The sequence below is a fragment of the Haloferax marisrubri genome (assembly GCF_001469875.2).
Classification (GTDB): Archaea; Halobacteriota; Halobacteria; order Halobacteriales; family Haloferacaceae; genus Haloferax; species Haloferax marisrubri.
Genome location: NZ_LOPW02000017.1, coordinates 177,254 through 193,967, shown reverse-complemented (window position 1 = coordinate 193,967; position 16,714 = coordinate 177,254). Strand labels below are relative to the sequence as shown.

16 protein-coding genes and 1 pseudogene are annotated in these 16,714 nt (G+C 66.7%); 8 read left to right on the top strand and 9 right to left on the bottom strand.

Features of this window, described 5'->3' with window-relative positions; genetic code table 11:
- Positions 1-1,228: cryptochrome/photolyase family protein (locus AUR65_RS13175; protein ID WP_058567295.1), on the top strand; the 1,228-nt coding region annotated here is incomplete at its 5' end.
- A 98-nt stretch (positions 1,229-1,326) separates the two neighbouring features.
- On the opposite strand, the gene AUR65_RS13170 is transcribed toward AUR65_RS13175, so the two are convergent.
- From AUR65_RS13170 to AUR65_RS13160, 3 genes are all read right to left on the bottom strand, one after another.
- The gene (locus tag AUR65_RS13170; protein WP_058567303.1) at positions 1,327-1,521 is read right to left on the bottom strand and encodes a cold-shock protein; all 195 of its coding nucleotides are present in this window, start codon (positions 1,519-1,521) and stop codon (positions 1,327-1,329) included.
- Between the two features lie 84 nt (positions 1,522-1,605).
- Positions 1,606-2,187: a peroxidase-related enzyme gene (locus tag AUR65_RS13165; RefSeq protein WP_058567294.1), complete on the bottom strand. Its 582-nt coding sequence runs from the start codon at positions 2,185-2,187 to the stop codon at positions 1,606-1,608.
- 78 nt (positions 2,188-2,265) lie between these two features.
- On the bottom strand, positions 2,266-2,760 hold the full coding sequence (locus tag AUR65_RS13160) for a metal-dependent hydrolase (protein WP_058567293.1): 495 nt from the start codon (positions 2,758-2,760) through the stop codon (positions 2,266-2,268).
- Between the two features lie 96 nt (positions 2,761-2,856).
- Here AUR65_RS13160 and AUR65_RS13155 point away from each other — a divergent pair, with 96 nt between their 5' ends.
- Complete coding sequence (locus AUR65_RS13155) at positions 2,857-4,065, top strand: mechanosensitive ion channel family protein (RefSeq protein WP_058567292.1); 1,209 nt, start codon at positions 2,857-2,859, stop codon at positions 4,063-4,065.
- Between the two features lie 79 nt (positions 4,066-4,144).
- Positions 4,145-4,282: a hypothetical protein gene (locus AUR65_RS20035; RefSeq protein WP_199180605.1), complete on the top strand. Its 138-nt coding sequence runs from the start codon at positions 4,145-4,147 to the stop codon at positions 4,280-4,282.
- A gap of 21 nt (positions 4,283-4,303) precedes the next feature.
- On the opposite strand, the pseudogene AUR65_RS20250 reads toward AUR65_RS20035, so the two are convergent.
- Together AUR65_RS20250 and AUR65_RS13145 are read right to left on the bottom strand one after the other, a co-directional pair.
- Positions 4,304-4,396, bottom strand: a pseudogene (locus tag AUR65_RS20250) (plastocyanin/azurin family copper-binding protein); the annotation flags it as partial.
- Positions 4,397-4,478: 82 nt separating this feature from the next.
- Positions 4,479-6,071, bottom strand: a complete 1,593-nt coding sequence (locus tag AUR65_RS13145) for a uracil-xanthine permease family protein (RefSeq protein WP_058567291.1) — start codon at positions 6,069-6,071, stop codon at positions 4,479-4,481.
- Between the two features lie 127 nt (positions 6,072-6,198).
- On the opposite strand from AUR65_RS13145, the gene AUR65_RS13140 reads away from it, so the two are divergent.
- Positions 6,199-7,548 (top strand): MFS transporter, encoded by a 1,350-nt coding sequence (locus AUR65_RS13140; RefSeq protein WP_058567290.1) that lies wholly within the window; start codon positions 6,199-6,201, stop codon positions 7,546-7,548.
- 40 nt (positions 7,549-7,588) lie between these two features.
- Here AUR65_RS13140 and AUR65_RS13135 read toward each other — a convergent pair whose 3' ends face one another.
- Complete coding sequence (locus tag AUR65_RS13135; RefSeq protein WP_058567302.1) at positions 7,589-8,062, bottom strand: chemotaxis protein CheW; 474 nt, start codon at positions 8,060-8,062, stop codon at positions 7,589-7,591.
- A gap of 249 nt (positions 8,063-8,311) precedes the next feature.
- Between AUR65_RS13135 and AUR65_RS13130 the strand changes: the two genes are divergently transcribed.
- Genes AUR65_RS13130 through AUR65_RS13115 form a run of 4 tightly spaced genes read left to right on the top strand, consistent with a single transcriptional unit; the run spans position 8,312 to position 13,364 of the window.
- Positions 8,312-9,412, top strand: a complete 1,101-nt coding sequence (locus AUR65_RS13130) for a protein-glutamate methylesterase/protein-glutamine glutaminase (protein ID WP_199180604.1) — start codon at positions 8,312-8,314, stop codon at positions 9,410-9,412.
- Positions 9,413-9,414: 2 nt separating this feature from the next.
- Positions 9,415-11,652 (top strand): chemotaxis protein CheA, encoded by a 2,238-nt coding sequence (locus tag AUR65_RS13125; RefSeq protein ID WP_058567288.1) that lies wholly within the window; start codon positions 9,415-9,417, stop codon positions 11,650-11,652.
- Positions 11,652-12,494 carry a CheR family methyltransferase gene (locus tag AUR65_RS13120; RefSeq protein WP_058567287.1) on the top strand — a complete coding sequence of 281 codons (843 nt, stop codon included), beginning with the start codon at positions 11,652-11,654 and terminating at the stop codon, positions 12,492-12,494. The genes AUR65_RS13125 and AUR65_RS13120 overlap by 1 nt, the downstream gene beginning before the upstream one ends.
- Positions 12,495-12,497: 3 nt before the next feature.
- Complete coding sequence (locus tag AUR65_RS13115) at positions 12,498-13,364, top strand: CheF family chemotaxis protein (RefSeq protein ID WP_058567286.1); 867 nt, start codon at positions 12,498-12,500, stop codon at positions 13,362-13,364.
- 57 nt (positions 13,365-13,421) lie between these two features.
- Here AUR65_RS13115 and AUR65_RS13110 read toward each other — a convergent pair whose 3' ends face one another.
- The 3 genes from AUR65_RS13110 to flaJ all read right to left on the bottom strand — a co-directional run bounded on the left by AUR65_RS13110 (position 13,422) and on the right by flaJ (position 16,710).
- Complete coding sequence (locus AUR65_RS13110) at positions 13,422-13,784, bottom strand: hypothetical protein (RefSeq protein ID WP_058567285.1); 363 nt, start codon at positions 13,782-13,784, stop codon at positions 13,422-13,424.
- Positions 13,785-13,858: 74 nt separating this feature from the next.
- Positions 13,859-14,872, bottom strand: coding sequence for a CheF family chemotaxis protein (locus AUR65_RS13105; protein WP_199180614.1), 1,014 nt, complete (start codon positions 14,870-14,872; stop codon positions 13,859-13,861).
- 95 nt (positions 14,873-14,967) lie between these two features.
- Positions 14,968-16,710, bottom strand: coding sequence for an archaellar assembly protein FlaJ (gene flaJ, locus AUR65_RS13100; RefSeq protein WP_058567283.1), 1,743 nt, complete (start codon positions 16,708-16,710; stop codon positions 14,968-14,970).
- Positions 16,711-16,714: the final 4 nt, after the last annotated feature.

Here is a 16,714-nt window from a genome sequence, read left to right as displayed (position 1 = left end):
GGACCCGCCGAGCCACGGGGCGGGCGAGCGGCTTCGGGAACTCGTCGCCGCCCGCGGCGGGTCGCTCACGCTCGTCGAGAACGACCTGTTTCTCACGACGCCCGCCGACTTCGACGAGTGGGCCGGCGACGCCGACACCTACAGACAGGAACACTGGTACCGGCACGCCCGCCGGGAGACGGGCGTCCTGATGGACGGCGACGACCCCGTCGGCGGCGAGTGGAACTACGACGACCAGAACCGCGAGACGCCGCCGGAGGGGTGGACGCCGCCCGAGGCACCGCGGTTCGACCCGGATGAGACGACCCGCGAGGTCATCGAGTTCGTCCGCGAGCGCTACCCCGACGCGTGGGGGTCGCTCGAACCGTTCGTCTGGCCGGTGACCCGCGAGGAGGCGAGACAGGCGCTGTCGCACTTCGTCGAGGTCCGCCTCCCGGAGTTCGGCCCGTATCAAGACGCGATGGTCGACGGCGAGTGGGCGCTCTGTCACTCCCTGCTGTCGGCGGCCATCAACCTCGGCCTGCTCCACCCGCGCGAGGCGGTCGAGGCGGTCGAGGAGGCCTACGAGGCGGGCGACGCCCCGCTCAACAGCGCCGAGGGGTTCGTCCGACAGGTCCTCGGCTGGCGGGAGTTCGTGCGGCACGTCTACCGGCGGTCGATGCCCGAGTTGGCCGCGGCGAACCAACTCGACCAGACCGAACCGCTTCCGGAGGCGTACTGGACCGGCGAGACGGACATACGCTGTCTCTCGGAGGCCGTGGGCCACGTCCGCGACCGCGGCTACGCCCACCACATCGAGCGCCTGATGGTGCTTTCGAACTTCGCGCTCGTCTACGGGGTCGAACCGGCGGAACTCGACCGCTGGTTCCACCTCGGTTTCGTCGACGCGTTCCACTGGGTGACGACCCCGAACGTGGTCGCCATGGGGTCGTTCGCCACCGACGTGCTCTCGTCGAAGCCCTACGCCTCGTCGGGGAACTACGTGAACAAGATGTCAGACTACTGCTCGTCGTGTCCCTACGCGGTGTCGAAGACGACCGGCGAGAACGCCTGCCCGTTCAACGCGCTCTACTGGGACTTCCTGAAGGAAAACGAAGAACGCCTCCGGGGGACGGGGCGAATGGGGCTCATGTACTCCCACGTCGACCGGAAGGACGACGAGGAGTGGGACGCCATCCGGGCGCGGGCCGACGAGATTCGGCGGATGGGCCGGGCGGGGACGCTCTGAGGTGAGTGACCGGAGCGACTGCGAGCGCCGCGGCTGGTGGGGTGAAAATGCAGAACGCTGTTTGCTATCGAGTCATCGCCGGCCGGAACGCGTCGGACTCAGAGTCGTGTGACGTTCGTCGCCCGCGGGCCTTTGTCGGCCTCCTCGATGTCGAACTCCACTTCCTGACCCTCCTCGAGGTCGGGACCCTCGATGTCCTCCATGTGGAAGAACACGTCGTCGTCGTGGTCTTCGGTCTCGATGAAGCCGTAGCCCCCGGAGGACTTGAAGAATGCAACCTTACCTTTCGCCATTGCGTGTCGAAACTCGCCGGTCGGCGGCATAAGGATTGCGCCGATTGCTACCAATGACCGTGGTACTGTTTACTATCCTTCGAGTCAGTCGTCGCGCGGCTCTCGGCCGAGCGTGTGGAACTCCTCGTTCGGGCGCATGTCGGCGAACATCGCCATGCGGTTGCTGAGGTTGAAGAAGGCGGTGACCGCGCCGATGTCCCATATCGCTTCCTCGGAGAAACCGGCGTCGCGGAGTCGCTGCAGGTCGTCCTCGCCGACCTCGACGGGCGACTCGGTGAGTTTGACCGCCACGTCCAGCATCGTCTTGTGTTTCTCGGGGATGTCGGCGGTGCGGTAGTTGGCGACCAGTTGGTCCGCGAGCAGCGGGTCTTTCGCGTAGATGCGGACCAGCGCGCCGTGGGCGACGTTGCAGTAGTAACAGTGGTTGACGCCGGAGACGGCCACGATTATCATCTCCACCTCGTGGCGTTCGAGGTCGGTGTCCTCGACGAGGGCGTCGTGGTACTCGAAAAAGGGGCGGAAGTGCGAGGGTTTGTACGCGAAGGCGGCGAAGACGTTCGGCGTGAAGCCGGCGCGCTCGGTCTCGTCGTCGATGCGCTCGCGGAGGTCCGCCGGGAGGTCGTCGCGGTCGGGCACCGGGAACCGGCGCATAGCGTCGTCGTCCATGCGTCTCCGGTCTCTCGGATAGACCTTAACGATTCCTCAGATTCGAGGGGGCGATTTCCGTCCCGACTTCGGGGGCGCTCAGAGCGCGACCGAGAGGTACGCCGCCGCGGCCACCGCGAACACGCCGACGGCGAACAGGCCGTAGTTGGCGACGGTGTTGTCCGCGGTCCACAGCGAGAGCGTGAACTTCCGGGACGAAAGCGGCCACAGGGGGCGGATGCCGGCCGGCGTGAGCACGTCGGCCAAGAGGTGCGCGAGGATGGTGAGCGCGCCCACGGCGAAGCCGAACGCGCCGAGCGCCGTCGCCGCGGCCTCGGGTTGGCCCGCGTTGCTGGCGAGGAGGTACGCGCCGCCGCCGCCGACGCCGCCGACGAGGGCGGCAAAGAGGACGGTGTGGGTCGGCCCGCGGTGGGAGATACCGGGGACGCGCATGTCGTAGTCGGGGAGCATCGCCAGCCAGCACATCGCCGCGCCGGCGACGAAGGCGAGTTCGGGACGGCCGGCCTGCACGAGCGCGAAGCCGAGCGGGGCGAACACGAGGAGCGAGACGCCCCAGTGACCGAATCGGTACATCTGGTGTGCCCTCGCGCCCGCGGCGAACAAAACCTTTCGGCCTCCGCGACCGTCAGGGGAGCAATCGTTATCCCCGGTGGCCGCGATTTCCGCGGCATGAGCCAACACCTCTCGTCGTTCCTCTCGGGCCTGTCGGCGCTTGAGGTGACGGCCCTCGTCTTACTCATCTCCGTCGGCGGCGCGTTCGTCATGGAGATGGTGGTCATCCGCCTCCTGTTTCAGTACACCAGCCGAACCGAGACCTCGCTCGACAACATCGTCGTCCAAGAGCTTCGATGGCCCATCGTCGTTACTGTCTCGTTGACCGGCATCTTCCTGTTTTCCAGAGCCCCGGCGGTCGCCGAGGCGCTCGTCGTCGACGCGGCGACGCTCAACGACTTCTTCGGCCTGCCGTCGCTGTCGGTCGGTATCGTCGTCTGGGCGTGGGCGCTCAACCGCCTCGTCAACCGCCTCGTCGACGCGGTCAAGGACAAGGGAAGCCGCTACGACTTCGCGCCCGTCTTCTCGAACGTCTGGACCATCGTCGTCTCGGTCGGCACTATCGGTGCGTTGCTGTACATCTGGGGCATCGAAATCACGCCGCTTTTCGCCGGCGCGGGCATCGCCGGCATCGCCGTCGGTTTCGCCGCCAAGGACACCGTCGCCAACTTCTTCGGCGGCATCGCGCTGTACTTCGACGACACCTACAAAATCGGCGACTACGTCGTCCTCGACTCCGGCGAGGCCGGCACCGTCGTCAAGGTCGGCATCCGCTCGACCACGCTTCTCACCCGCGACGAACTGCTCGTGACGGTGCCGAACTCGGTGCTCAACGCCGCCAAAATCATCAACGAGTCCGCGCCGAACCGACGCCGTCGGCTGAAGGTCCCGGTCGGCGTCGCCTACGGCACCGACGTGGACGAACTCGAAGAACTCCTGACCGAACTCGCCCTCGACGAGCCGTTGGTCCTCGACAGTCCCCGCCCGCGGCCGCGGTTCCGTCGGTTCGGCCCCGACGCGCTGGAGTACGAACTCGTCTGTTGGGTCAACAGCCCGCTCAAGCGCGGGAAGGCGACGCACAACCTCAACCGCGAGATATACAAGCGCCTGAACGACGCCGGCATCGGGATACCGTTCCCCCAGCGGGACGTGCATGTCCACTCGGCGGACGCCGAGGCGACCCGACAGTCGCCCGCGACCGGGCTCTCGAACGGCGGCGTCCGGCACCCCGCTCGCGCCCGAGAGGCGACCGGCGAGGGGATGGCCGACCAAGTCGCGGACGCGGAAACGGAGATTGACGGAGACGACAGCGCCTACGACGAGTGAGCGCCCGGAGTCCCCCGCCGTGGACGCTCCGAGGCGACCTCGCCGGGAACGTTAACCGCGGCGCGGCCGTGGCTCGGATATGCTCCAACTCGGTCCCGTGGACGGGCTCATCGAGACGTTCGGTCCCTTCGCGATTCCGGTCTTGCTGTTCGCCGCCGGGTTCGTCGGCTACCTCGTGCTCGTCGCGCTCGGGCGGACCGGACGCGACGAGCGGTGAGCCTGTTCCTCGACGACGAGACTACTCCTCGACGACGATAGCGCCCGTCATGCCCGCGGCCCCGTGGGGCACGCAGTAGTACGCGTGCTCGCCGGCCGTCTCGAAAGTGTGGAGGAGGACTGGCCAGAGTAGACCTGCCTGATTATCGCAGCGATCCCGATTTCACGCGGGACAAAAAGATTGCGCGGCGCTCGCTTCAGTCGGCCGTCGCCGACTCGTCGCCGCGGAAGCGGTCCAGCGCCGATTCGAAGTCGCTGTCGTCTTCGACGGTGTCTTCCCACTCTTCGAGGCCGCGCTCGGCGCGGGTCCCCGCGATGGTGTTGTCGAAGAAGAAGGCGATGAGACCGCCGACCGCCATGCCGGTCGAACCGATGACGAAGACGGTGTCGGCGACGAGTTGGGTTCCGAGGACGGGGCCGACGAGCGCGACCTGTCGCATCCCCTCGCGGAACGCCGCCGCGCTCCCGACGTTACCCATGTAGGCGGGAACGGCGAGACCGGCGAACATGGCGACGCCGACGATGAACACGTTCCGGGAGGAGTCGAGGTCGACGTACTTCAGGTTCGAGAGGCCGACGGCGACGATTTGGCCGAACATGGCGACGTAGAGGCCGCCGACGATGGGGTCGGGAATCGTCGCGATGAGCTGGCCGAAGTAGCCGACGAAGCCCATGATGAGCATCACGACGGCACCGACCTGTACGACGTAGCGGGAGGCCACGCCCGTGAGGCCGATAGCGCCGATGTTCTCGGAGTAGGAGGTCGAGCCGCTACCGCCCATGACGGCCGAGAAGACGTTCATCAGGCCCTCCATGCCGATGCCGTGGTTGATGCGGCGCTCGGAGGGCGCGCCGACGCCCGAGAGCCGGGCGACGGCGTGGTAGTCTCCGAAGGACTCGACCATCGAGGCCGCGACGCCCGCGAGCATCCCGATGATAAAGGAGGTCGTGAACTGCGGGATGCCGAAGGCGACCGAGCCCACGACGGGGAGCGCGACGGTCGTCGTCCCCGCGCCGCCCGCGAAGCCCCACTGCAGGGGGTAGATGGGCATGAGCGCCGGAGCCTCGATGACCGTCTGGAGGTTCACGTAGCCCGCCGCGCCGGGGGCGATGACGCCCGCGACCGAGAGGCCGGCGGCGACGACGTACGAGACGATGACGCCGAGCAGCACCGGGAACAGTTTGAACGCCGGGTGCGCGGTGTCGAGGTACTGCGAGAACAGGACGATGAGCGCGAGCGTCAGGCCGAGGAGCCACCAGTTGTTGGTCGCCGACGCGACCTGTGGGGCGTTGAAAAGCGACAGCCCGATGAGCGCGATGGTCGGCGCGATGACGACCGGCGAGATGAACTTCCGAAGGCGTCCGAGCAGGCCGAAGTAGCCGACGAACACCTCGACGACGGCCGCGACGATAATCGCGCCCTGCAGTTGCAGAAGCGCGCTCTGCCATGCGATGCCCGACTGGTCGGCCGCCGTCGCCACGCCGATGACGGCGAGCGCCGGCGCGAGCATCGAGAAGGGCGCGCCCTGCACGATGGGGTAGCGGTTCCCAAACGTCGTCTGCATCAGCGTCGCGATGCCGGAGACGACGAAGAACGTCCCGACGAACCGCGGAATCACGTCGGCGGGCATGCCGAGGGCTCCGGCGAGGATGAGGGGGACGGCGATGTTCGCGCCCACCATGGTGAGGTAGTGTTGGGCGCCGAGAAGGAGAGCGGTCGAAAGAGGTGGTTTGTCGTCGATACCGTACTGCACGAACGAGGAGGGAGAGGAGTCGTCCGTCACGACCATCCCCCCGTATGTGGTGGTTCGCTCCCGAGCATGGTTGTCCGAGGATTTTGTTCAGACTATATATGTCCTGCTTTTCGCGCGCGTTCGGGGAGCAACGACTTTGTTTCACCGGTTTCATTCGTGACGTGTGACCGACCGACACGACCGTTCGGAGGCGGGGAACCGCGACCGGTGGCTGTTCGGCTGGGCGCTGGGCTACGCCGCGGTGGGCGCGTCGTCGCTCGTCGTTCCGCTGTACGCCATCGAACTGGGGGCGAGCGCGCTGTTCGTCGGCCTCATCGCCGCGACCGCCGCCTTCGCCGGCGCGCCGGGCGCGGTGCTCTGGGGCCGGCTGGCGGCCCGCGCGAAGCGCAGGCGACCCTTCATCCTCGTCGCGCTCGTGGCGACCGCGGGCGCGCTCTCTCTCACGGCCGCCGTGTCGTCGCCCGCGGCGGTCCTCGTCGCCAACGCCCTGCTGTGGTTCGTCGTCGCGGCGGCCGCGCCGGTGTTGAACCTCATCGTCGTCGAGGGCGTTCCCTCGAAGGAGTGGGACCGCCGCTTCGGCGTCCTCAACCACTATCAGGGGTACGGCTGGCTCGGCGGCCTCGTCGTCGGCGCGATTTGGTCGGCGGCGGCTCCGCGGCTGTTCGGCCTCGACGCGCTCGCGGTCCAGCGACGGTTCCTCGTCGCGGCCGCGGTCGCCGCCGCGCTCGGGGCCGTCCTCGTCCGCGTCTGGTACCCCGAGCGCTCGACGGTGTCGGCGCGGCGGTTCGCTCGCGTCTCGGCCGGCATCCGCCGGCAGAGCGGCCTCGTCGGCCGCTCGGTCCGCGCCGTTCCGTACGGTCCCTCGCGGCTCTACTGGGCGCTCCAGAGCCTCGACCTCGACGACCTCCGGGCGCGGATGAACCCCGAACTCCTCCGCTACCTCGCGGCCGCGACGCTGTTTTTCGTCGGCTTTTCGGTCTTCTTCGGGCCGTTGCCCGCGTACCTCGTCGACTCCGGGCGGACCGCCGACGAGGTGTTCGCGCTGTTCGTCCTGTCGAGTCTCGGGTCGTCGGTGAGCTACGCGAAGGTCGGCGCGTTCGCGGCGCGACACGACCCCCGTCGCCTGCAGGCCGGCGCGCTGGCGACCCGCGGCCTCGCCTTCCCGGCGGTCGCCGTCGTCGGCACGCAGTTGGCCGCGTTCGCCGCGCTCGTCACGCTCGGCGCGACGTTCCTCGTCATCGGCGTCACGTGGGCGGTCATCGCGGTGACGGCGACGGGGCTGGTGACGCGGCTCGCGCCCGACCGGATTCGCGGGGAGGCGCTCGGGGCGTACACGGCGCTTTCGAGCCTCGGCGGCGGGGTCGGTTCGGCGCTCGGCGGCCTCGTCGCCGACGCCGCCGGCTACGTCGCGGCGTTCGGCCTCGCGGGCGTCGTCGTGGGCTGTGCGCTCGTCGTCGTGTTGCTCACCGGCGGGCGGGGCGTCGCGGCGGGAAAGCAGTCGCTCGCCGATTAGGTTCTCGAAAACCAAAGCGGGGCCGGTCGTGTGAACTGCCTTACTCGATGGCGTGCACCGGCGAAATCCAGACGACGAGGTCGCCGTCGCGTTTGATGACGCCCTCGATGGAGTCGTCTTTTTCGAGCGGCGGGTCCTCTACGTCGTCCATCGAGACGCGGACGACCTGGTACACCTCGTCGACGAGCCAGCCGGTCGCCGCCTCGTCTTCGAACTTGTTGGGGTCGAAGATGACGATGCGCTTCGACTCGCCCTCCTCGTCGATGCTGAGAAGCGACTTCGGGTTGATGATGGACGTGGTCCGCCCGCGGAGGTCCATCACGCCCTCGACGTAGTCCGGCGCGTTCGGCACCGCCGTGAGTTGGCCCTTGTCGACGATTTCGCTCACGTACTCGATGTCGACGCAGTACGTCTCGGGGCCGAGTTGGAATTCCAGCACCTGTACTTCTTCGGCGGAGTCCTCCGCGTCGGTCTCGTCCGCGCTCATCTCGGTCGTGATTGCATCTTGTCGCATGGTCATCCCCGGCGGCGACATCCGCCGCCACCTGTCTGCTTCAGAGTGGTGAGATTCAGCGTATAAAGATACGTACCCGATTATCAGCCGTGATTATCCTCGCCGAGTGTTTATATACCCGATTTCCGAACCACGGAGGTAGATGAGCGGTCAACGAAACGGCACACTAACGAAGCCACCGAGCCCTCGGCGGGGGGCCCGCTCGGCGACTCAGCGCGCCCGTCGTCCCGGCACCGGCGGGTGGGGGCGATGAGTTCGGTCGCCGACGCGGGACCGACGCGAGCGGTCGTCGTCGACGACTCGCGGTTCATGCGGACGCTGATTCGCACGCTCCTCGAAGACGCGGACGTCGAGGTCGTCGCCGAGGCGGCCGACGGCCGCGAGGCGATTTCGGTGGTCGAGGCGAACCGACCCGACGTGGTGACGATGGACATCGAGATGCCCGAGATGAACGGGCTCGACGCGGTCGAGGCCATCATGGAGGAGTGTCCGACGCCCGTCCTCATGCTCTCGGCGCACGCCGAGGAGGACGCCGACGTGACGTTCGAGGCGCTCGACAGGGGGGCGGTCGACTTCGTGACGAAACCGGGCGGCGAAGTCACCTCCGAGATGCCCCGCGTCAAGCGGGAACTGGTCGAGAAGATTCAGTCCGCCGCGGCGGTCGACCTCTCGGCGACGCGCCGGGGCTCCCGCCCGCCGAAGACGGAGCGGAAGTCGGCGGCGACCACGGGGTCGGCACCGTCGACATCGGGGACGACCGGGTCGCTCCCGACCGAGGGCTCGACGCTGATTATCGGCGCGTCCACGGGCGGGCCGAACGTCGTCGAGCGGTTGCTCGCTGCGCTCCCCGAGGAGGCCGGTCTCCGCGTGCTGGTCGTCCAGCACATGCCGGCCGGCTTCACGAAGCGCTTCGCGGCGCGGCTCGACGGTCGGTGTGACTACGAAGTCAAAGAGGCGGCCGACGGCGAGCGAATCGGCCCCGGGCAGATTCGCATCGCACCCGGCGGTTCGCACCTCCTCGTGACCGGCGACCGCGCCGGACGCCTCCGGCTCGAACTCTCCGACGACGAGCCGCTCCACGGCGTCAAACCGGCTATCGACCTCACGATGGCGTCGGCCGCGGAGACGGTCGACGCGCCGCTGGCCGGCGTCCTGCTCACGGGCATGGGCCGCGACGGCGTCGAGGGGATGACCCGAATCAAGCGGGCGGGCGGCCACACGGTCGCACAAGACGAAGCGACCTCCGCGATCTTCGGAATGCCGAAGCGGGCCATCGAGGCCGGCTGTGTCGACACCGTCTCGGCCGACGGGCGAATCGCAGACGAAGCACTCAGCGGGCTCACTACCTGACCATGGACGAAGAACTCTACCAAGCATTCATCACCGAGAGCGAAGAGAGCATCACGCAGTTGAACAACTCGCTGTTGTCGCTGGAGTCGAACCCGGACGACACCGAGGCCATCGACGACATCTTCCGGCAGGCCCACACGCTGAAGGGGAACTTCGGCGCGATGGGCTTCGACAACGCCGCGACCGTCGCCCACGCCGTCGAGGACCTCCTCGACGAGATTCGCCACGAGCGACTCGACGTGACGGCGGAACGGATGGACCTCGTCTTCGACGGGATGGACCTCATCGTGGAAATCCTCCACGACATCGAGGAGAACGGCGAGTCCACCATCGACCCGACCGACACGGTCGAGGAGATTCGCGCCGCCGTCGAGGACGGAGGTGACACGGGAAACTCGAACCCGGCGGCGCCTGACGAGGCCGACCGCGAGTCGGTCGACCTCGACTCTCTCGCCGCCGACTGCGTCGACACGGACGCCCTCGACGCGACCACGCTCACTCACGCCCACGTCGAACTCGACGCGGGACAGATGAAGGGCGTCGACGCCGGTATCTTCCTCAGTAGCATCCCCGAGGACCTCGACGTGGTCGGGGCGAACCCGAACCGCGACGCCATCGAAGACGGCGAGTTCGGCGACGGCTTCGACCTGTTCGTCGCCGAGCTCGACGCCGCCGTCGTCGAGAGCGAACTCGACGGCCTCTGGAAGGTCTCGACGGTCGAGACGACCGACGTGTCCGACGCGCTCGCCGCCGAAGGCGAAACCGCGGACGCCGGCGATGAGCCGGCCTCCGACTCCGACGCGGACGCCGAAGGAGACACCCCGGCGTCGGACGAGACCGACCCGAGTGCCGACGCTGACGGTCCCGACGACATCGGCGCGGACGCAACCGCCGACGAGGTAGGGGGCGACGACGGCAGCGAGGACGACGCCGACGGAGCCGAACCGACCGACGGCGACGACGAATCGGCCGACGACAAACAGTCGTCGGACTCCGGCGCGGAGAAGAAAAAGGAGGCGCGCTCCATCTCGGCGGTCAAGTCCGTCCGCGTGGACGTCGACCAACTCGACGAACTCCACGAACTCGTCGAGCAGTTGGTGACGAGTCGCATCAAGCTCAGAAACGCCATCGACGTGGGCCAGACGACCGCGCTCGACACGCTCGACGAACTGGACAAGATCTCGTCGAACCTCCAGAACACCGTGATGGACATGCGGCTCATCCCGCTGAAGAAGGTGTTCGACAAGTTCCCCCGACTGGTGCGCGACCTCGCTCGCGAACAGGACAAGCGCGTCTCGTTCAAGGTCGAGGGCGCGGACATCGAACTCGACCGCACCATCCTCGACGAGATTTCCGACCCGCTGATGCACGTCCTCCGGAACGCCGTCGACCACGGCATCGAAGACCCCGACGTTCGCGAGGCGAACGGCAAGTCCCGAACAGGGACAATCAGACTCTCCGCGCGCCGTCAACACGACACCGTCATCGTGACCGTCGAGGACGACGGCGGCGGTATCAACGCCGACGCCGTCCGCGAGAAGGCCGTCGACAAGGGCGTGGCGACCCGCGAGGAGGTGAACCAGATGCCCGACAGCGAGGTGTACGACTACATCTTCCACCCCGGCTTCTCGACCAACGACGAAATCACCGACGTGTCCGGCCGCGGCGTCGGCATGGACGTGGTGAAGACGACCGTCGAATCGCTCGACGGGTCGGTGTCGGTCGAGAGCGAACCCGGCGAGGGAAGCACGTTCAACATCCGCCTGCCGGTGTCGGTCGCCATCATCAAGGTGCTGTTCGTGCAGGTCGAAGACCGCGAGTTCGGCGTCCCCATCAAGTACATCGACGAGATTAGCCGCCGCGACCGCGTCCAGACGGTCAACGGCGCGGAGGTCATCGTCCACGAGGAGACCATCTTCCCGCTGATTCGGCTCCGCGAGGCGCTCGAAATCGACTCGCCGGAACCCGACGACGGCATGGTGGTCCGCATCCGCCCCGACGACAGGCAGGTCGCGCTCCACTGCGACGGCGTGACGAAACAGGAGGAAGTCGTCGTGACTCCCCTGCAGGGGCCGCTGTCGGGCGTCGGCGGACTGTCGGGAACGGCCGTCATCGGCGACGGGAACGTCATCCCGATTCTGGACATCTCGACGCTCGAACTCCCGGCTGATGGCGAGCAAGCGATGCGCGAGTTCGACCCGAGCCAACTCCCAGACACCGCCGAGGAGGCGGCCGACTGATGCCCTCGTCCGCGACCGACGACCCGGCGTTCGGCCGGCTCTTGGACTACATCGAAGACGCCCTGCAGTTCCAGACGAGTTCGTACAACGACGCCTATCTCGACCGCCGAGTCTCCGCGCGGATGCGGCGGCGACGCGTCGACGACTACGGCTCGTACCACGACCTCCTCACCGACGACGAAGAAGAACAGCAGGCGCTCCTCGACGCGCTGTCGGTCAACGTGACGAGCTTCTTCCGGAACCCCGAGGTGTGGGAGGCGCTCCGCGAGGTGCTCCGCGACCTGAGTTCGCGGGGGAGCCGCCACGACCCCATCAAGATATGGAGCGCGGCCTGCTCGGACGGCCGCGAGGCCTACTCGCTGGCGATGCTCGCCCACGACGACGACCGCGTCGACGAGCGACGCATCGAAATCGTCGGCACGGACATCAAACGCGAGATTCTCCGCGCCGCCAGAGCGGGCGAGTACCGCGCCTCCGAGACGAACGACGTGGCCGAGCAGCTCGACCCCATCGGCCGCTGGGAGCGCTTCGTCGACCGCGACGACGACACCTTCCAGGTGAAAGACGCCGTCACCGACATGGTCCGCTTCGAGCGGCGCGACCTCATCCGCGAGGAGCCGCCGGGGACGTTCGACCTCGTCGTCTGCCGGAACCTGTTCATCTACATCAACGCCGAGTCGAAGCGCGCCGTCTTCGAGACGCTCGGCTCCGCGCTGAAGCCGGACGGCTATCTCACCATCGGCATGACAGAGACCATCCCGCCGACGTGTAGACAGCAGTTCGACCCCGTCGAGAAACGACTCCGCATCTACCGCGCGAGCGACACCGCGGTCGGGAGGTGAGCGATGAAACCCGGTGAGCAAAAGCTCGGAGACACCCGCGGTCGGTTCCTCCAGGTCGTCAAGAACGGCCGGGAGATACACGACGTGGACTGGACGAGCGGTCGAATCCTGCTTTCGAACAGGCGACTCATCCTCGCGGGCACGGGCGGCAAGCGGACGATTCAGCTCTCGAAGATACAGGAGTTCGGCGGCCGGTACGACGTGAACCAGCGCATCGCGACCGTCTCCGACTACTTCAGCGTCCACATCCCGTCGGGCGTCGTCCTGCTCGCGCCCGTCGACTACGACGAGTTCGAGACGGACTTCTTCGGGGCGCTCCTCAACACCGAGCAGTTCCTCGCGCGACACCCCGCGGTCGCCGGCGGCGTCGTCCAGAACACCGAGTGGGAGAAGTCCCGGCTCAAAGTCGAAGACGAGGCCGTGAGCATGGCGACCGTCGGCGGCAAGTTCGTCGAGATACGGCTCGACGACATCGGCGACGTGAAGACCGGCGAGCGGACCATCGTCGACAAACACCGGAGCGTCATCGAGGTCGAACACTCCGATGACGAGGGGACGAGCCTCCAGACGTACATCTCCAGCTCCGACCGCGCCGTCAGTTTCCTCTATACGCTCCTCCGCGAGGGCGAGGAGCTTTCGGAGACCTCTATCGAACTGAGCGAGACGGACAAACAGGTCCTCACGGCGCTGTACTCCGGTGTCTCACCGTTCGATATTCCGAACTTCCTCGGCCTCGACGTGGACGAGGTCGAGGAACTCTTTCAGCGACTCATCGACCACAACGTCGTCGAGGAGATTCGCGTGCGCCACGAGGTGCAACTCAACGCCCGCGGCCGCAGTATCGCGTCGGACGCAATCAACGAACAGTAGTCGGCACTCGGATTTTTGCGGGGCAGTCACCGGACGGAGAGCGACGCGTCGCGCTCGTCAGTCGTCGGTCGCGCGCCGAGAGGCCCGTTCGAGCGCGATTCCGCCGTAGACGCCTCCCAACCAGAGCCCGGCCAAGAGAACGATGCCCCGCACGCGCTCTCCGGGTTCGAAGCCCAGACCGTGAATCGAAAGAATCGGTAACAGAGCGCTCAGGACGCCGATTATAGTGTACCAGAAGTGGTCGTTCGGCCCGGACCACCGCCAGCGGTACGCGGGAAAGGCAACGAATCCGAAGCCCGCAATTGTGTACGTGAGAAGGAAGACGACGCCGACCAACGCGTCGCCGTGTCGGAAGCCGAAGGAGTAGCTGACCGCGCTTCCGATTCCCAGTCCGACGAGCGCCGAGGTCCGCGTCCGCATGGTGGCCGATTAGTTGCCCAGTTGATAGTTCTTCGCAACCATCGGACGGAACCGCTCCCGCTAAAAAAACAGTTTCAGACGTTCACGTCTTCGATTTCCTCGTTGACGACGAACCGCCCTTGCGGCGTCAGCGAGGTCGGAAGCTCGTCGTCGCCGATGAGTTCCTCCTCGTGGAGTTTCTCCAGTTCCGCTTCGAGGACCTCCTCTTCGACGCCGAGGAGTTCGCTGAAGTCGACCTCGGCGGCCATCTCGCCGGCGGAGTACAGTCCGACGAGGACTTCGAGACCCTGTTCCGTGACCTCGACGTTGCGGACGCCGGACTTTATCCAGTGGTAGACGAGTCTGAGGTAGCGCCCGAGGATGTTCATCTTCCGCCGCGAGTCGAGCGTTATCTCGGAGGTGACCGTCTGGCCCTGCTTGACGTGCTGGACCGAAAGCACCAGTCGCTTTTCGCCGTCGACGGTCCGTTCGAGCACCTCGAAGAAGATGACGCTCGCGAGGTCGATGTGGAACGGGTCGCCGTTCTCCGTGAGCGGGCCGTCGTCGTCGGGGAACGTGACGGCCTCGTAGTCGAGATGCAGGCCGGACGGCTGTCGCTCCGTGTCGAGGACGCGCCCGCCGATGCGGGCCGGGTGAGTGACCTGCGCGCGCGAGCCGTTGAGCGCCGCGCGGAACAGCAACAGCGAGAACTTCTCGATGGTCTCGCGGTCGCCGCCGATGACGGTCGTCCGGCGCTGGCGGCCGATGATATAGCCGACCATCACCGTGTAGTCGAAGAACTCCTCGACCTCCGGGGGGACCTGCCCGACGGCGATATCGAAGATGGAGGTGATGGGGATGACGGTCTTGGCCTTCGAGGTGGCGAGGATGAGCCGCCGCTGGCTCATCAGGACGCGGCCCTTGACGGGCTCGAACGAGGCGTTGCCGCCGGCGACGAAGTTGGCGACGAAGTCGACGACGATTGATTCGCCGTCGCTGGTCCGCTTTTCCGTCTGTTTCTTCGAGCGCGCCCGCTCTTGTTCCTCGCGTTCGTCCGACGGCTCGGACTTCTTCCGGCGGTACGCCTGCAGGAGGTCGCTTTTCGCCACGTCGCCCCCTTCGGGCGCGCGGGAGCGGGCCTCCTGTGCGGTCTGTTCGCCTGCCGCGTCTGGCATCGAATCTCGGGTCTGTGGTCCGTCTTCAGTCATATACTAATCAGCGCTCCTGCGAGCGACGAGGTGGCGACCGCCATCAGGGAGCCCACCCAGACGAGCATCACGAAATGGAGGTACGCGTTCGCCTTGTGCCCGCCGTCGACCATCCGAATCATGAGCGACGACAGGAGGGCGTTAAACAGGATGATGAGCGTCAGCATGTACTCGATGAAGGGCACGTCGTAGACGCCGGCGTAGATGAGCGTCCCGAACTGGAGGCTGTCGAGGTTCATCTGCGTCGAGAACGACGCGAGAATCTCGACGACTTCCAGCCCGATGAAGAACGCGAACGACGCGGAGGCCGTGATGCCGTAGAGGACGCCGATGAGCGTGACGGTCGACTGCTTCCGCTGGCGGCGGAGCTTGATAATCTCGTTCATGTTGCGGCTGATGAGTTCGCCGAGGAGCTTCGGCTTGCCACCCATCGACCGCCCGACGTTGTACATCTCGGAGAACTTCTGGACGAGGTAGGAGTTCGTCTCCGCGGTGAAGAAGAACCACGAGCGGTCGGGGTCGAGCCGCATCCGAAGCCGCGTGTACAGCCGCGATATCTCCCGCGAGAGGACGCCGAAGTCCTTCGTCTTGAGCGTCTCCAAGACGGCCGTCGTCGTGCTCTGTTTCGCCGTCTCGGAGGCCCCGAGCGCGCGGATGAAGCCGGGGTACTCCTCGTCGCGCTCGCCGATGCGTTTCTCGTGGCGGCGCGCGACGATGCCGGGGACCGCGAGCGGCGTCAGCGGCGTCGAGATGAGGAGCGGAATCGGGAGTTCCATCATGATGGGACGGACCACCTCGCCGACGGCGGTCAGGTTGAACGTGCCCAACGCGAGCACGAGCACCATCGTGATAGAGAGGCCGACCGCCCCGTACAGCGTGATGTCTATCTGCCGGTTCGCCTTGGTTCGGTACTCGCGCTGGTGGAACCACAGCGGGTCGTACGGCGACATCGTCCGGATGACGAAGTAGAACCCCAACTGCACGAAGACGAAGAGCACGATGACCGCGCCGATGGTCATCGTCGCGTCGGTCCCCGTCAGGATGGGGAGCACGATGGCGTTGATGATGGCGAAGGTCATCGACAGAATCATCGAGAGGTAGAGGTCCTTCATGACCTCCAGGTTCCCGAGGGCGCTCTCGTAGACGGTGATGTACTTCTGAATCATCGCGTTCTGCTCGCCCAGGAGGAAGTCGTCGATGCTCTGGCCGGCGTTGATGGAGTACGCGAGCCTGTCGAGGAAGTCGGCGAGCGGCTTCGACGGGACCTCCCGCGCCCGGCGCTGACAGGCGTCGTCGAGCGACTGGTTCCACGCGTCGACCAGTTGGACGATGCGGTTCATCTCCGTCGCCAACTCGCCGTACTCCTCCTCGCGCGCGAGCGTGCGGAACACGGCGACGCGGTCGATGTTCGTCGTCGAGAGCACGGTCATGTGCGTGATGAGGAGGTGGAGTTGGTTCTCCAGGCTGCGGCGCGTCTGCTCGACGAGGAGCCGGGGGTAGAGGACGGCCCCGCCCAACAGCAACACGCCGAGGAGGAACACGGGGATGCGGACGAGGAGGGGAAGCGGGAGCGCGATGGCTCCGGCCACAGAGAGGATGAAGAACACGACGGCGGGGCCGAGCACCGCGAGCAGGTACCGCGGAAGCGCCATCGGCATCTTCTCGTACGACTCGATGATGTCGCTGATGAAGTCCCGAACCTGCACCGCCTGCATCGACGCGCTCTGTTCCCCTGCCATCTCG

Coding starts and splice junctions, on each gene's coding strand:
- AUR65_RS13155 (WP_058567292.1), top strand. CDS start 2,857: ATGAGCCAACACCTCTCGTCGTTCCTCTCGGGCCTGTCGGCGCTTGAG.
- AUR65_RS13145 (WP_058567291.1), bottom strand. CDS start 6,071: ATGGTCGTGACGGACGACTCCTCTCCCTCCTCGTTCGTGCAGTACGGT.
- AUR65_RS13160 (WP_058567293.1), bottom strand. CDS start 2,760: ATGTACCGATTCGGTCACTGGGGCGTCTCGCTCCTCGTGTTCGCCCCG.
- flaJ (WP_058567283.1), bottom strand. CDS start 16,710: ATGGCAGGGGAACAGAGCGCGTCGATGCAGGCGGTGCAGGTTCGGGAC.
- AUR65_RS13120 (WP_058567287.1), top strand. CDS start 11,652: ATGCCCTCGTCCGCGACCGACGACCCGGCGTTCGGCCGGCTCTTGGAC.
- AUR65_RS13165 (WP_058567294.1), bottom strand. CDS start 2,187: ATGGACGACGACGCTATGCGCCGGTTCCCGGTGCCCGACCGCGACGAC.
- AUR65_RS13130 (WP_199180604.1), top strand. CDS start 8,312: ATGAGTTCGGTCGCCGACGCGGGACCGACGCGAGCGGTCGTCGTCGAC.
- AUR65_RS13170 (WP_058567303.1), bottom strand. CDS start 1,521: ATGGCGAAAGGTAAGGTTGCATTCTTCAAGTCCTCCGGGGGCTACGGC.
- AUR65_RS13125 (WP_058567288.1), top strand. CDS start 9,415: ATGGACGAAGAACTCTACCAAGCATTCATCACCGAGAGCGAAGAGAGC.
- AUR65_RS13115 (WP_058567286.1), top strand. CDS start 12,498: ATGAAACCCGGTGAGCAAAAGCTCGGAGACACCCGCGGTCGGTTCCTC.
- AUR65_RS13135 (WP_058567302.1), bottom strand. CDS start 8,062: ATGCGACAAGATGCAATCACGACCGAGATGAGCGCGGACGAGACCGAC.
- AUR65_RS13110 (WP_058567285.1), bottom strand. CDS start 13,784: ATGCGGACGCGGACCTCGGCGCTCGTCGGACTGGGAATCGGAAGCGCG.
- AUR65_RS20035 (WP_199180605.1), top strand. CDS start 4,145: ATGCTCCAACTCGGTCCCGTGGACGGGCTCATCGAGACGTTCGGTCCC.